The sequence below is a fragment of the Haemophilus sp. CCUG 60358 genome (assembly GCF_001679485.1).
GTDB lineage: Bacteria > Pseudomonadota > Gammaproteobacteria > Enterobacterales > Pasteurellaceae > Haemophilus_D.
This window is the reverse complement of sequence record NZ_LZOZ01000020.1, coordinates 48571-62027: the sequence shown is the minus strand read 5'-3', so window position 1 is coordinate 62027 and position 13457 is coordinate 48571. Positions and strand designations below refer to the sequence as shown.

General features: G+C 39.7%; 17 protein-coding genes. 4 read left to right on the top strand and 13 right to left on the bottom strand.

All coding sequences use genetic code 11. The features are described 5' to 3' along the window. Positions 1 to 353: IS3 family transposase (locus A9500_RS10415; protein ID WP_218836887.1), on the top strand; the 353-nt coding region annotated here is incomplete at its 5' end. Between the two features lie 41 nt (positions 354 to 394). Here the strand turns inward: A9500_RS10415 and A9500_RS10410 are convergent. Then, positions 395 to 1069 (bottom strand): tetratricopeptide repeat protein, encoded by a 675-nt coding sequence (locus A9500_RS10410; RefSeq protein ID WP_065244884.1) that lies wholly within the window; start codon positions 1067 to 1069, stop codon positions 395 to 397. A 1-nt stretch (position 1070) separates the two neighbouring features. Then, positions 1071 to 1787 (bottom strand): YwiC-like family protein, encoded by a 717-nt coding sequence (locus A9500_RS10405; RefSeq protein WP_065244883.1) that lies wholly within the window; start codon positions 1785 to 1787, stop codon positions 1071 to 1073. Positions 1788 to 1898: 111 nt separating this feature from the next. Between A9500_RS10405 and A9500_RS10400 the strand changes: the two genes are divergently transcribed. Together A9500_RS10400 and A9500_RS10395 are read left to right on the top strand one after the other, a co-directional pair. After that, complete coding sequence (locus tag A9500_RS10400) at positions 1899 to 2249, top strand: RidA family protein (protein ID WP_065244882.1); 351 nt, start codon at positions 1899 to 1901, stop codon at positions 2247 to 2249. An 89-nt stretch (positions 2250 to 2338) separates the two neighbouring features. Further along, the gene (locus A9500_RS10395) at positions 2339 to 2749 is read left to right on the top strand and encodes a YhcB family protein (RefSeq protein WP_065244881.1); all 411 of its coding nucleotides are present in this window, start codon (positions 2339 to 2341) and stop codon (positions 2747 to 2749) included. A 59-nt stretch (positions 2750 to 2808) separates the two neighbouring features. Here the strand turns inward: A9500_RS10395 and lolE are convergent, their stop codons facing one another. From lolE to A9500_RS10345, 10 genes are all read right to left on the bottom strand, one after another. Next, on the bottom strand, positions 2809 to 4059 hold the full coding sequence (lolE, locus tag A9500_RS10390; RefSeq protein WP_065244880.1) for a lipoprotein-releasing ABC transporter permease subunit LolE: 1251 nt from the start codon (positions 4057 to 4059) through the stop codon (positions 2809 to 2811). Next, positions 4059 to 4742, bottom strand: a complete 684-nt coding sequence (gene lolD, locus A9500_RS10385) for a lipoprotein-releasing ABC transporter ATP-binding protein LolD (RefSeq protein ID WP_014065207.1) — start codon at positions 4740 to 4742, stop codon at positions 4059 to 4061. Before lolD ends, lolE begins: the two co-directional genes overlap by 1 nt. Positions 4743 to 4745: 3 nt before the next feature. Next, positions 4746 to 5927 carry a lipoprotein-releasing ABC transporter permease subunit gene (locus A9500_RS10380; RefSeq protein WP_065244879.1) on the bottom strand — a complete coding sequence of 394 codons (1182 nt, stop codon included), beginning with the start codon at positions 5925 to 5927 and terminating at the stop codon, positions 4746 to 4748. Further along, positions 5927 to 6874: a 2-hydroxyacid dehydrogenase gene (locus A9500_RS10375; protein ID WP_065244878.1), complete on the bottom strand. Its 948-nt coding sequence runs from the start codon at positions 6872 to 6874 to the stop codon at positions 5927 to 5929. Before A9500_RS10375 ends, A9500_RS10380 begins: the two co-directional genes overlap by 1 nt. Before the next feature lie 66 nt (positions 6875 to 6940). After that, positions 6941 to 7795 (bottom strand): 3-deoxy-8-phosphooctulonate synthase, encoded by an 855-nt coding sequence (gene kdsA, locus A9500_RS10370; RefSeq protein WP_005695859.1) that lies wholly within the window; start codon positions 7793 to 7795, stop codon positions 6941 to 6943. A 12-nt stretch (positions 7796 to 7807) separates the two neighbouring features. Next, the gene (locus A9500_RS10365) at positions 7808 to 8611 is read right to left on the bottom strand and encodes a SirB1 family protein (RefSeq protein WP_065244877.1); all 804 of its coding nucleotides are present in this window, start codon (positions 8609 to 8611) and stop codon (positions 7808 to 7810) included. Continuing rightward, on the bottom strand, positions 8611 to 9489 hold the full coding sequence (gene prmC, locus A9500_RS10360) for a peptide chain release factor N(5)-glutamine methyltransferase (protein WP_065244876.1): 879 nt from the start codon (positions 9487 to 9489) through the stop codon (positions 8611 to 8613). The genes A9500_RS10365 and prmC overlap by 1 nt, the downstream gene beginning before the upstream one ends. Next, on the bottom strand, positions 9489 to 10571 hold the full coding sequence (prfA, locus tag A9500_RS10355) for a peptide chain release factor 1 (protein WP_005698533.1): 1083 nt from the start codon (positions 10569 to 10571) through the stop codon (positions 9489 to 9491). Before prfA ends, prmC begins: the two co-directional genes overlap by 1 nt. 97 nt (positions 10572 to 10668) lie before the next feature. After that, complete coding sequence (locus A9500_RS10350; RefSeq protein ID WP_065244875.1) at positions 10669 to 11205, bottom strand: elongation factor P hydroxylase; 537 nt, start codon at positions 11203 to 11205, stop codon at positions 10669 to 10671. Between the two features lie 181 nt (positions 11206 to 11386). Beyond that, entirely contained in the window at positions 11387 to 12247 is an 861-nt protein-coding gene (locus A9500_RS10345; RefSeq protein ID WP_065244874.1) for an AraC family transcriptional regulator, read from the bottom strand. Positions 12248 to 12377: 130 nt separating this feature from the next. On the opposite strand from A9500_RS10345, the gene A9500_RS10340 reads away from it, so the two are divergent. Next, positions 12378 to 12596 (top strand): hypothetical protein, encoded by a 219-nt coding sequence (locus tag A9500_RS10340; RefSeq protein ID WP_065244873.1) that lies wholly within the window; start codon positions 12378 to 12380, stop codon positions 12594 to 12596. A gap of 108 nt (positions 12597 to 12704) precedes the next feature. Here A9500_RS10340 and A9500_RS10335 read toward each other — a convergent pair whose 3' ends face one another. After that, positions 12705 to 13319: a CadD family cadmium resistance transporter gene (locus A9500_RS10335; RefSeq protein ID WP_003766668.1), complete on the bottom strand. Its 615-nt coding sequence runs from the start codon at positions 13317 to 13319 to the stop codon at positions 12705 to 12707. Positions 13320 to 13457: the final 138 nt, after the last annotated feature.

Here is a 13457-nt window from a genome sequence, read left to right as displayed (position 1 = left end):
AGGTGGAGAAGATGTTAAAGCTGGCGGTTAAACGATTAGATAAAACAAGTGGTAGCATTTTACATTCAGACCAAGGCTGGCAATATCAGATGGCGGCTTATCGTCAAATTCTTGCTGAGCACGGCATCATACAAAGTATGTCAAGGAAAGGAAACTGTTTGGATAATGCCGCGATGGAGAGTTTCTTTGGACGATTAAAAACGGAATGCTTTTATAGTCGGGAATTTAATACGCGAGAGGAGATAGTTAATGCGGTAAGGGATTATTTGGATTACTATAATCATCGACGGATTCAACTAAAATTAAAAGGACTGAGTCCGATACAATATCGTCGTCAGTCCTCATGTGAATAGTCCAGATTTTTGGGGTCAGATCAAATCAACCGCACTTTTTCTTAATACAAGCTTAAACGTTGTAATCGCTGTCTGGCGATTTCTTTGATTTCATCCTTTTTCGCCGTATTCATAATTTCCAAATAAAGCAATTTAGCCAAACCAATATTCACTTGTGTCCCAATCCCTTCTTCATACAAACGAGCCAAACGGAATCGCCCCTCATTGCTGCTCGCATTCGCCGCTTTTTGGAACCATTCAAAGGCTTTAGTAAATTCTTTCTGATTGGTATAAATTTCCCCTAATGTAAGCATGGCATCAGGATCTTTTGTCGCACTGATTTCAAATAATTTAATCGCTTGAGCGGTATCTTGTTTTACATAGTTGTTGCCGTTGAAATACATGACCGCCAAATTATTGATAGCTTTAATACTGCCTCGCTCAGCAGCTTCACTAAACCACCAATAAGCCAACTCTTTATTTTCATCTACTCCACGGCCTAAATTATAAAGCATCCCTAAATTGCTTTGAGCTTGTAAATTACCTTCCAAAGCTAAAGGATACATAATTTCAAAAACGGCTTTCCAATCTTGTTTCTCAGCCAGTTTTTGCACCAGATCCATTTTTTGCTGCTCTGTCATTTGCGCTTTATCGACCAAATCAATGGTTTTCATCGCAAATGCTGAACTGCTTAAGGTGAGCGTGGTGAGGAATAAAAGTTTGGCTAATGTCTTCATCTTATAATGTCGCTATCAATAAAATAATCAAAAAAATGGCGGATGTTCCGAATTCTATTAGACCGACTTGCTTAACCGAAAGTTTCTTGGTTGGTAAATAAATGGCACGAATTAACGCCGGCACAAAAGCAAGTGATAAGACATATTGTTGGGTAAACAAGCAACCGAGTACACAAAGCACGTGGAAAATAATAGAGGCTTTGAGATAAAGCGGATTTTTGCGTTCACGCATCATTGATTTGACATAAAGCGTCGCGCCTATAAAAAAGAGACTTGGATACAGCGCCACCCACCAGATTTTTTCGTCAAAAGTGCGGTCAGAAAAATAATAGGATCCCATACCTGCAAGGGCAAAAATCGCAATACCCGCTAAATCATTGAGAAGATTACGTTCATCTTTTTTCTTAGTGTAATAGATACTCACCAACACAAAAGGAAACATGGCTGCAATAAAGAAAAGAATTTGCCAGTTATAAAAAATAGCAGGAAGCGCAAATAAAAAAGCTGCAACACCATAGATGATTGTCCACTTTTTATATTCCGCCATATTTTTGCCTTTAAAGAGACTCAGCATTGGGTAACTCAGCAAATACATCGTGAACCAAGCTAAAAGCAAAAAGAAATGCGCCCAAACGGGTGAAGCTAATAACATACCATAAACAAAAGGCAATAATGCCATCACAATGGCGCCATATTGATTCGAAATCAGGAGTTTCATAGTTTCCTTTAGTTGATAAAAATTCTCAATTATTTTATCTCACAATTTCTTGATTTACAAAGTCTAAAACCACCTTTAGAATGGAATTATCTTCATCAAAAAGGAGCCATTATGTCGATTCAACGCATTCAACCAAGCAAACGCTTGTCTGAAGTGGTCATTCATAACAATACTGCCTATTTTGCAGGCCAAGTACCGGAAAAAACCGTTAAGCAAAATGCTTACGAGCAAACCAAAGAAGTCCTTTCACTGATCGATAAATTATTGGCAGAAATTGGTTCTGAAAAAAGTAAAATTCTTACCTCGCAAATCTTCCTTGCTAATATGGCGGATTATGCTCAACTCAACCAAGCATGGGATGAATGGGTCGATAGCCAAAACCCACCAAGCCGAGCAACGGTAGAAGCGAAACTTGCAGATTCTGATTGGAAAGTTGAAATCGTTATTATTGCAGCCGTGTAAACACAGCTTTTTCAAAATGTGATCAACCGCAAAGAAAGTTTTTCGATTTTCCTTTACACTAACACTGAATTCAAAATAAGAAGTAATGTATGCAATCATGGATACCAGAAATATGGCAAGCCGCTGTGATTGGGCTTGTGGTTGGCGTAATCTTAGGCTATTTATTATTACGTTTAACGAAAGGCTCAGTTAAAAAACAAGTTCAGACAGAAGCTGAGCTAAAAGAAGTGAAAACACAGTTAAGCGATCAACAAGCACAACTTGAAAAACATTTTGCTGAAAGTGCCGAATTATTTAAAACCTTAATTGGTGATTATCAAAAACTGTATCGTCATTACGCGGTTTCATCTGAAACTTTACTCGGTAACAAGCCTGCCAATAAAGGTTTATTTACTCAACAGCTAGTGACTGCCTCATCAGAAAGTAAATCTGAAGAACCACCTCGCGATTATTCTGAAGGTTCATCTGGCTTATTAAAAACAGATAAAGAAAACCAATAATGATTAATGGTTGAACAATAAAAAATCAGGGATTAAATACTTAATCCCTGATTTTTTTATTAATGATTACTCAATACTTGAGCCGGTTGTAACTTCGCGGCTCGACTGGCTGGATAAAGACTGGCGAGTAAACTCAATACCAATGCCGCCACGAGAACTAATACAACATCGAACCAATGTAATTCACTTGGTAAGAAATCAACGAAATAGATGCCATCTGATAACAGTTTTTTACCGAGTAATGTCTCGATGCCTTGAATAATCGGCGTGAGATTAAGGGCAAGTACGACACCTAACACGATACCAATCAAACATCCTTTCATTCCTGCAAGCAAACCATACCAAATAAAGATCTGCTTAATAAAGCCATTATTCGCCCCCAGGGTTCGCATAATCGCAATATCACCTTGCTTATCTTTTACCGCCATAATTAAGGTTGAAACGATATTAAAACACGCCACCCCAATTACAAGCACCATGGCGATATACATCACTGTACGGATAAGCTGAATATCACGATACATATAGCCAAATTTTGCCACCCAGTTTTGAATATAAAGCAGTTGCGGATAATCATTCAGCATCGAATAATCCATGTCTTGTACTTTAAATGGATCATCCACTTTCAATTCAACACCGGTGATTTGATCTTCGCGATACCCCATTAATTCTTGTGCTTGAGGCAATGCCAGTAAGGCATAACTGTGGTCTAACTGACCATCTAAACGTAAAATAGCGGTCACTTGAACACGCTCACGATTAGGTTGAGCTATTTGATCTTCGCCATTTGGTTGAGAGATTAATAACGACACCCAATCGCCTGCTTTAACATCTAACTCTTTGGCAATACCAGAGCCCAGCACCAATCCACCTTCTTCTGCGAATTTTTGCCAGCCATCGCCTTCCACAAACTTACCGAGAGAACTCACTTGATCTTCAGCTTGTTTATCAACCCCCTTCACTTGAACGACTTTGAGTTTATTGCCATTTTCAACTAAGGCAGTAAAACTCACAAAAGGTGAAAGTGCGGTTATTTTTTTGTTCTTTTTTAGACGTTCGGCTAACCTTTGCCAATGGTTTAATGTGGCTTCATTGCCCTGTGGATTTACTGTGATTTCCGCATGTGGCACGACAGCCAAAATGCGCGAGTTTAATTCACGCTCGAAACCATTCATGGCACTTAATCCGACAATCAATACCGCTACGCCAAGGGCGATACCGATAGCAGAGAATTTTGAAATTAACGCCACCAACGGATTCTTTTGCTTGCCCCGCTGATAACGCCAACTAATGAAAAAAGGCGTATTCATTATGCACCTTCCTTCAAAATGCCGTCTTGCATAGTTAAACAACGAGACAGTTTTTGCGCCAATGACATATCATGCGTAACCAATAAAAACGCAATATTTTGTTCCGCATTCAAGGTTTGAATTAATTCAAAAATACTTTCGGTAGTTTTATGATCCAAGTTACCGGTTGGTTCATCGGCTAAGACAAGAGCTGGATTATTCACTAATGCACGAGCAATCGCCACACGTTGACGTTCTCCCCCCGAAAGGGCAGATGGACGATGGGTAATGCGATGACTTAAGCCTACTGCGCCTAATATTTTTTCAGCACGATCTTTTGCTTCTGTTTTATTCTGACGACCAATTAACATCGGCATCATCACATTTTCTAACGCAGTAAAATCTGCCATTAAATGGTGAAATTGATACACAAAACCTAGATTTTGGTTACGTAATTTAGCCAATTCACTTTCAGACGCTTTTTGCAAAGATTGCCCTTTAATAAACACTTCTCCACTGCTTGGCTGATCTAAGCCGCCTAAGGTGTGCAATAAAGTACTTTTTCCCGAACCAGAACTCCCCACAATCGCCACTAATTCTTGTGGTTTCATGGCAAAGCTTACGCCTTTTAATACTTGAGTTTGGTTCTCGCCTTCTTGGTAAAATTTATTAATATTTTGGCATTCTAATAAGTAGTTATTCATATTTTACTCATAACGTAATGCTTCCGCCGGCTCAGTTTTTGCCGCACGATAAGCTGGATAAATGGTTGATAATAAAGATAACAATAAAGAAAAGGCTATCACAATAATGACTTGCACAGGCTCAATGGATGTTGGCAAGAAAACACCGTTTGGATTGACCGCACTTAAAATTGCCCCAAGGTTTAAGGTGATTAATACACCCAGTACAGCACCAATCAATGTGCCCACTAGCCCCACCAATAAACCTTGATAAATAAAGATCGAACGCACTTGTGATTTAGTCACACCTTGCGTTTGCAAAATAGCGATTTCCCCTTGTTTATCCACCACCATTAAACTTAATGAGGTCACGATATTTGAAATCGCAACAACAATAATTAAGCTAATCAACAAGCCCATCATATTTTTTTCCATACGGACCGCTTGGAAAAACTCCCCTTTTTGGACACGCCAGTCACTGATATGACTCTCTTTGAAATAGGTTGGTAATTCTGTGATTTGGAAAGGATCATCTAGGAATAAACGATAGCCTTGAGCTTCGCCTGGCTGAATACGCATTAGGCGACCAATATCGGCTAAATTAGCAAAAACTTCATAGCCTGACGCTTCGCCATAATCATAGTAAAGCTCGCTCACCGTAAATAAACGCTGCATCGGGACGCGACCAAATGGGGTGTACTGGCTGTTTTCCGTAATCATTAAACGAACCTTATCACCCACTGCTAAGCCTAATTTTTGGGCTAACTTATCGCCCATAACTAACTTAAACTCACCTTGCGGTAAAAGTTGGTTAAACTGACTAGGATCGATATCTTCTAATAAAGGATCATCTGAAAAAGACTGAATACCAATCACTTGTCCTGCACTCACGCCTTTTGCTGTTTGAAACACAACATTCGTCGTATTAATCGGCACGGCTTTTTGCACAAAGTGCGGTGTATTTTCAAGCGGTTTTTCTGCCGGAATAGGCGCTTCTTGGCTAACAATCGCATGCGGAATGCTCGAAAGCACCTGTTGTTTTTGATAGCCTTCTAGTCCATTCATGACAGAAAGCACAATAATCAATGCCATCACACCCAGTACGATGCCAAAGCTTGCCAAATTAGCAACAAGTCGCCCAAAACGATCAGCGCTTTTTGCCCGCCAATATCGCAGGGCGACGTATAAAGAAATAGGTAAATTCATTATTTTTGATTTAATTGTTGAACGAAATCTTCAATATTTTGCGTCACTTTTTTTGTTAGCGTGGTTACCGCGCTATCACTCGCCCAAGCAATATGAGGTGTGATAATTAAATTCGGCATCGTTTTCGCTAATTCAATCAGTGGATTATTTTTCTCTGGTGGTTCTTTCACTAACACATCTAATGCGGCACCACCTAATTGTCCTGATTTTAATGCGTCACAAACTGCTTGCTCGTCAATCAATGGACCACGACCAGTATTGATTAAATACGCACCTTTCTTACAAAGTGACAAGGTTTCTTGATTGATTAAATTTTTAGTTGTTTCAGTCAATGCACAATGCAATGTCAGAATATCGGCCTGTTTTATCACCTCTTCAAAAGGCGTGTAACCTTCACGGCACGTTGTGGCATTTCGATGTTCAGCATAAAGCACTTTCATGCCTAAAAGTTCTGCTAAACGCCCCACTTCTGTACCTAAACAACCTTTTCCAAACACGCCTAACGTTGAACCTTTAACATCCGTAATGGGATAATCAAAGTAGCAGAACTGTTTGCTCTCTGTCCATTTACCGGTTATTTGATCGCGTTGCCAACCTGCTAGACTATGTTTTAACGCAAAAATCATCCCCAACACATGTTCAGGTACCGTCGTAGCAGAATAGCCCGTCACATTTTTAATCGCCACGCCCAATTCTTTTGCCGCGTCTAAATCCACGTTATTGGTGCCTGTTGCGGTGATAGCAATCAATTTTAATTTAGGTAGTTGTTGCAACACCTCACGGCTTAAAATCACTTTACTGGTGATAATAATATCCGCGTCTTTTGCTCGCTCAATAGTTTGCTCCGCAGAAGTATATTCATACTCTACCCAGTTATGCGGAAAGCTTGGACGAGGAATAGGAATATGTTTCGGAATTGCCGTGCTGTCTAAAAATACGATATTCATTGTTATCTCCTTTTACAGAACAAAAGTGCGGTCAAAAACAACGCTGTTTTCAACCGCACTTCTAAATTAGATAGACGTATCTAATTCAGGGAAAGACTTCACTAAATCATCAATGGCTTTCATCTGTGAGACAAAGCCTTCTAATGCCGAAAGTGGCAATGCAGAAGGGCCATCACATTTTGCTTGATTTGGATTTGGATGTGCTTCCAAGAATAAGCCTGCAATACCAATTGCTAAGCCAGAACGGGCTAATTCGGTCACTTGTTCACGACGACCGCCTGAAGCTGCACCAAACGGATCACGACATTGTAATGAATGAGTCACGTCAAAAATAACTGGACTGCCTTTAGACACTTTTTTCATTACGCCGAAACCTAACATATCCACTACTAAATTATCGTAACCAAAGTTCGAACCGCGATCACAAAGGATAATTTTATCGTTACCACATTCTTCAAACTTATCGACGATATTGCCCATTTGACCTGGGCTTAAGAATTGTGGTTTTTTCACGTTAATTACCGCACCCGTTTTTGCCATGGCTTCAACTAAATCGGTTTGACGAGCCAAGAATGCCGGTAACTGAATCACATCCACCACATCAGCAACAGGCTGGCATTGATAGATTTCGTGCACATCGGTAATCACTTTCACGCCAAAGGTTTCTTTTATCTCTTGGAAAATTTTTAAACCTTCTTCCATACCTGGACCACGGTAAGAATGAATTGAAGAACGGTTAGCTTTATCGAAAGATGCCTTAAAAACATAAGGAACGCCCAACTTTTCAGTCACTTTCACGTAAGCTTCACAAACTTGCATCGCCATATCACGACTTTCAAGTACGTTCATCCCGCCGAAAAGTACAAAAGGTTTGTCATTTGCGACATCAATATTGCCAATTTTTACAATTTTATTTTGCATAATATTTCCTTTTTAATGGATGGCATTGGCATCTTTCAATGCTTCGCCTTTCAGTTCTAAAAGTTGAGTTTTTAACAGAGAAGAAGTGGGATCATTTGGACATTGATCCACAAAATATTCTAAATCCTCAATAGCTGAAGGATAAGCGCCCATTTGCGCCAACACTAAGCCACGATCGCGAATATCGTAAGGATCTTTTCTTCCCGCTAACAAGAATTGGATATAATTAAAAGCCAAATCGTTTTGTTCTTCACGAATTAAGGCATTTTTGGCGAGCTGACGGAAACGTGCTGTCAGCATCGGAATATCTGCTCGGGCTAAATCCTCAGGTTGAATTTGAGCGCCAAAACCAAAGGCACCCTCATAGAGTTTCTTCAATTCATCCACTGAAATATATTTTCCGCTCCAAGGATCAATGAACGCTACTTCACCCTCTACTTCTGCACGTAAAATCAGTTGGGTCGGGAAATTTACGGGATAAATCGGTAATTTTAAACTTGCAGCTAAATAAAGTATTAAGGCGCCAAGACTCACCGGCATGCCTTCTCGTTCTTCTAAAATATATGGAAGATATAAATTGCGAGCATAGAAATAATTGTCCGCATCGCAATGAAAGCCCCAATCACCGTAAAATAGCTGTAATAATTGATGAATTTTAGCTTTATCATCCCATTCTTCAGGAATAGCTTGGCGAGCTTTACGCACTAAACTCCCCACGAGCCCTCTTATACGAGGCTCATCAAGTTGCTCTTTCTCACAAATGCTCAAATAAAAATGAGTCAGTTCAGCATACAAGGCTTTTTGATCGTATTTCATTACCGCTTCCAATATCCCAACGTTACGCGCTCATTGTCGCCATAATCCCGTATGGTTGCAACCCCTTGCCAATGATTTTGCCAGAAAATTGACCGCACTTCTTCGCCCTGTTTCCAACCGTGCTCTAACAATAAATAGCCGTTATCTTTTAAATGTACTGGTGCGCACTCAATAAGATGACGTAAATCAGCTAAACCATTTTCACCCGCCACCAACGCCGAACGAGGCTCGAAACGCACATCACCTTGGAAAAGATGCTCATCGGTTTCATCAATATAAGGCGGATTGCTGACGATAATATCAAACTGCCCTTCAACATGTTCAAACCAACGACTCTGCAAGAATTGCACATCAAGCTGATTTTTTTCTGCATTGGATTGCGCTAATTTAACGACTTCTGGCATTAAATCCACACCAATGACATCCAATTGAATAGCCTTTTTTTGACAAATTAGAGAAAGCTCAGAAGCCAACGCCAACGCAATAGCCCCCGTGCCAGTGCCAAGATCGAGAATACGAAAGTGCGGTGGATTTTCTTCCAGTTTTTCTAACGCAATTTGCAATGCTTTTTCTACGAGAATTTCAGTATCGGGACGAGGAATTAATGTTCCTTCAGATACATTTAAAGGCAAGGACCAGAATTCTTTTTCTCCGAGGATATAAGCGATAGGTTCGCCTTTTAAACGACGATCTAAAAGTGCGGTCAATTTTAACCGCACTTTTTCATCAATTTCCGTCTCATCGAAAGCTAAAATTTGCGTTCTAGATTTGCCCGTTGCGTGTTGCAATAGCACTAACGCATCAACTTTGCTATTCTCTGTCGGATTTACCTGATTTAAGGCTTGCGCAGCATCAGCAAGCCATTGTTGATAGGTCATTAATTACTCTCAGATAACGCCGCTAATTGATCCGCTTGATATTCAGTAATAATTGGTTGAATAAGCTCGTCAATTTTGCCGTTCATCACTTCATCTAAACGATAGAGCGTTAAGTTGATACGGTGATCTGTTACACGACCTTGTGGGTAGTTATAAGTACGAATTTTATCAGAACGATCGCCTGAACCTAATAAGTTACGGCGGGTATCTGCTTGCTCTGCGGCTTGACGCTCTTGCTCCGCTTGAACAATACGTGAAGCCAATACAGACATCGCTTTGGCTTTGTTTTTATGTTGTGAACGCTCATCTTGACATTCCACCACAATACCCGTTGGAATGTGGGTAATACGTACCGCAGAATCAGTCGTATTAACGTGCTGACCACCTGCACCAGATGAACGGTAGGTATCAATACGTAAATCTGCAGGATTAATTTCCGGCATTTCAGATTCAGGTAATTCAGGCATAACCGCAACAGTACAAGCTGAAGTATGAATACGACCTTGGCTTTCTGTTTTTGGTACACGTTGTACACGGTGGCCGCCTGATTCAAATTTTAACTGACCATACACGCCATCACCGCTTACTTTGACGATGACTTCTTTATAACCGCCCTGCTCGCTTTCATTTGCGCTGAGCATTTCAACACGCCAGCGTTTACTTTCAGCATAACGGCTGTACATACGGAATAAATCGCCGGCAAAGATTCCCGCTTCATCCCCACCTGTACCTGCACGAATTTCTAAATAGCAGTTATATTCATCATTTGGATCTTTCGGTAATAAAAGAATTTGAAGTTGTTGCTCCACTTCTTCAATTTCAGCTTTGGATTCTTCAATTTCCATTTCTGCCATTTCTTTCATTTCAGGATCATCTAACATCAACTCTGCTTCAGCAATGTTAGAATTAAGCTGATTCCAACGATTAAAACATTTCACCACATCTTCAAGTTGTGAATATTCTTTAGAATACGCACGGAATTTATCCTGATCCGAAATCACCGACGCATCGCCTAGCAATGCCTCTAATTCTTCATAACGTTCTTTTAAACTTTCAAGTTTTGCAATAATAGAATCTTTCATATTTTTATAAAGTTAAAGCCAAAAATAAAATCGGCCTATTTTAGCCGATTTTAAGGGAAATTGACAGACGCAAAATCTGCCTAAAAATGACCGTACTTTAGATGCGAGTCACATCAAACTTCGCTAAATCAATTCGATCTTCAGTGCCATAAAATTGAGCCAAGGCATGACGCAAGGTTTCTGCACGTTTTGGTAAACCTTTTTCAGCATAGGTTTTCACTTGCTCATACACCGCTTGCTTAAATGGTTGCGTATCCCCTGGATTGCCATTCAAATTATCCGCACTAGCAAAATAACGGAATCCCGCCGCTGTGGCTAAAATCCATTCCAATGCTTGGGGCTTCACTTCCACCTTTTCAAAATCACGCTGACGTGCTTCAGAACGACCATCTGGCTCATACCAATAGCCAAAATCTTCTAATTTACGGCGCTCTTTCCCTGCTACCAACCAATGGGCGATTTCATGTAATGCACTGCTGTAAAAGCCTCTCGCAAAGTAAATCGCATTATAAGGCACCTCATCATTTGCCGGAATGTAAATCGGCTCATCCCCACCTTTAACCAATCGCGTATTATATTCTTCTTCAAAACATTGATTAAAAATCGCAATGATATCCTCAAGTTTATGTTCCATGCTTTCTCCAAATATTTTTATAAATAACGCCTCTTAAAAGGTTTGAGAATTATCTCATTTTTAATGTTTTTCACAAAATCTTGGTTAAATAAAAAACGTCTGAAATTAACGTTTCAGACTTTTTTCATCATAAAGTGCGGTCAAATTTTTAGGTGTATTTAAACCTATCTTTAAGCCCCATCTATTTAATATCCCCCTTGGGCGCATGCCCGAAATACCGTTTGTATTCACGGCTGAATTGGCTAGGTGATTCGTAGCCGACTTGGTAAGCGGCTTCGGTAATACCTCGTCCTTCTTGTGCGATCAATCGTCTGGCTTCCATCAAACGTAATGATTTTTGATATTGTAGCGGTGAAAGGCTGGTTATCTTCTTGAAATGACTATGAAATCCAGATAATGACATGCCACTTAGATTTGCCAAGGTTTCCACGGTAATGGTTTCACTGAAATGCTGTTGTAGATAGTGGGTGGATTGGGCAATTTTTTTGGTATGCGATCCATTGCTTACCATGGCTTTAAATTTACCACCTTGTTCGCCTGTAAGGAGTCGATAATAAATTTCTTGTTGGATAAGCGGTGCAAGAAACTCAATATCTTTTGGATTTTCGTGCAAGAGCAATAGACGTTCAACAGCATTTTTGAGAGATTCATCCAGATGCCATTGAAAACCTTCGTCGCCCTGTTGGACATCATCTACAAGGTTTGGATTTGCTAATAAAATCTTGCTAACGCTTTCAATATCAATTTTCATCGACATCACTAAAAACGGCTTTTGCGGCTCTGCACATTTAATCTCGCCACGCATCGGTATGTTTACTGGGCAAAACATAAAATGTTGATTATCAAATCGGTAGCATTGTTCGCCTAGTTGTATTTCACGTTCCCCACTTAACACGATGCAAATGCTCGGTTCTTGAATAATACCCTCGTAGCAAAACGGCTGATCGGCATGGCGAATCACCAAGCCTTTAATTGGAGATGAATAGGTTTCGTTATGTGGAATAACTTTTAATAAGCGTTCTATCGTTTCAGTTGAGAACATAGTTTTGTAGGAATAGGCAAGTTATTTGGATAAATCATATAACACTTCATATTGCCGTTCAATATAATGAACTCACTTTCAACGGCAGTACGCCAAAACATTTAACCAATATTGAATTGAGGACAATATCATGAAAATTTTCTACAAAACATCAGCAACAGCAACCGGCGGACGTGATGGTCGTACCCAAGTGGACGATGATTCAATCGGCTTTGATTTGGTTTCATTTCAAAATGACGGCACCGGAGCTGATGAAAAACACCAACGCGCCGAGTATGGCAAGCACCGCCGCACCGACGAAAAACGGCCGCATGGGGTGGGTGAAAAACTTATTCATGGTTTGGCTTAATTCTGCATGAAGATGCTTTCGGATATGGATTTATTGGGCGGACAGGGTTGTATCTTGTATTGAAGAAGCAAGCCGAAGGTTTGTCAGATACTCAAATGCCCGTATCATTCATATTATTGATATTATTGTTTGAATTGTATTATTTTCAATAATAATAAATAACCCTAAACCAATATAAATAACAGCCATTATCCAACGACTAAACTTCTCTACAATTTCACCAACACCTGAAATATTAGCCAATCTTTGTGCTGTATATACTAAAACAAAAATCAATATTAAAAATACAAGAAGAGTAACTAATAAGTCGACAAGATCTAAAGTCACAAAGTAAGGAACAAAAAGTCCAATATTATCTGCACCACAACTAGCAACTGTAACCAAAGCAACAATACCGACTAATTTTGACAACCCTTTTTCATCCAATTCTTTTTTAGCTCTTTTTTCGCCCTCACAATCGTCGTAAATAGCAACTTTAATACCTAAGTAAATCGGTATTAAACCTAATAAACCCAACACCCATTTTTCCGGAACATAATTCAAAACAAAAGCTAGAAATAAACTAACTAATATTAAAATTACAGAACCTAAATATTGTCCGATATAAATATCTCGATATTCTTTTCTAGTATTTGCTCTAGCAAAAAATATTAATAGTATTACCAACAAATCTACTGCTGTAGCAATATATAAAACAGCAGCAGTAATCACAGTCGAAAACATAAAGCACCTCATAATGAATCCCCTGCCCCCTTGGCACCACGGCTTTTTCAAAAACCGAATCGCGTTCGGATAACAGATTCGTATCTTTCGCTGAAGAGGCAAGCCTGCGGCTTGCTTACCCTCTCCCTAGCCCTCTCC

What these genes read in the sequence shown, in the direction of transcription:
- A9500_RS10350 (WP_065244875.1), bottom strand. Translation starts at nt 11,205, where the DNA reads ATGGAACATAAACTTGAGGATATCATTGCGATTTTTAATCAATGTTTT.
- A9500_RS10410 (WP_065244884.1), bottom strand. Translation starts at nt 1,069, where the DNA reads ATGAAGACATTAGCCAAACTTTTATTCCTCACCACGCTCACCTTAAGC.
- lolE (WP_065244880.1), bottom strand. Translation starts at nt 4,059, where the DNA reads ATGAATACGCCTTTTTTCATTAGTTGGCGTTATCAGCGGGGCAAGCAA.
- A9500_RS10340 (WP_065244873.1), top strand. Translation starts at nt 12,378, where the DNA reads ATGAAAATTTTCTACAAAACATCAGCAACAGCAACCGGCGGACGTGAT.
- A9500_RS10345 (WP_065244874.1), bottom strand. Translation starts at nt 12,247, where the DNA reads ATGTTCTCAACTGAAACGATAGAACGCTTATTAAAAGTTATTCCACAT.
- A9500_RS10395 (WP_065244881.1), top strand. Translation starts at nt 2,339, where the DNA reads ATGCAATCATGGATACCAGAAATATGGCAAGCCGCTGTGATTGGGCTT.
- A9500_RS10335 (WP_003766668.1), bottom strand. Translation starts at nt 13,319, where the DNA reads ATGTTTTCGACTGTGATTACTGCTGCTGTTTTATATATTGCTACAGCA.
- lolD (WP_014065207.1), bottom strand. Translation starts at nt 4,742, where the DNA reads ATGAATAACTACTTATTAGAATGCCAAAATATTAATAAATTTTACCAA.
- prfA (WP_005698533.1), bottom strand. Translation starts at nt 10,571, where the DNA reads ATGAAAGATTCTATTATTGCAAAACTTGAAAGTTTAAAAGAACGTTAT.
- A9500_RS10400 (WP_065244882.1), top strand. Translation starts at nt 1,899, where the DNA reads ATGTCGATTCAACGCATTCAACCAAGCAAACGCTTGTCTGAAGTGGTC.
- A9500_RS10375 (WP_065244878.1), bottom strand. Translation starts at nt 6,874, where the DNA reads ATGAATATCGTATTTTTAGACAGCACGGCAATTCCGAAACATATTCCT.
- prmC (WP_065244876.1), bottom strand. Translation starts at nt 9,489, where the DNA reads ATGACCTATCAACAATGGCTTGCTGATGCTGCGCAAGCCTTAAATCAG.
- kdsA (WP_005695859.1), bottom strand. Translation starts at nt 7,795, where the DNA reads ATGCAAAATAAAATTGTAAAAATTGGCAATATTGATGTCGCAAATGAC.
- A9500_RS10405 (WP_065244883.1), bottom strand. Translation starts at nt 1,787, where the DNA reads ATGAAACTCCTGATTTCGAATCAATATGGCGCCATTGTGATGGCATTA.
- A9500_RS10380 (WP_065244879.1), bottom strand. Translation starts at nt 5,927, where the DNA reads ATGAATTTACCTATTTCTTTATACGTCGCCCTGCGATATTGGCGGGCA.
- A9500_RS10365 (WP_065244877.1), bottom strand. Translation starts at nt 8,611, where the DNA reads ATGAAATACGATCAAAAAGCCTTGTATGCTGAACTGACTCATTTTTAT.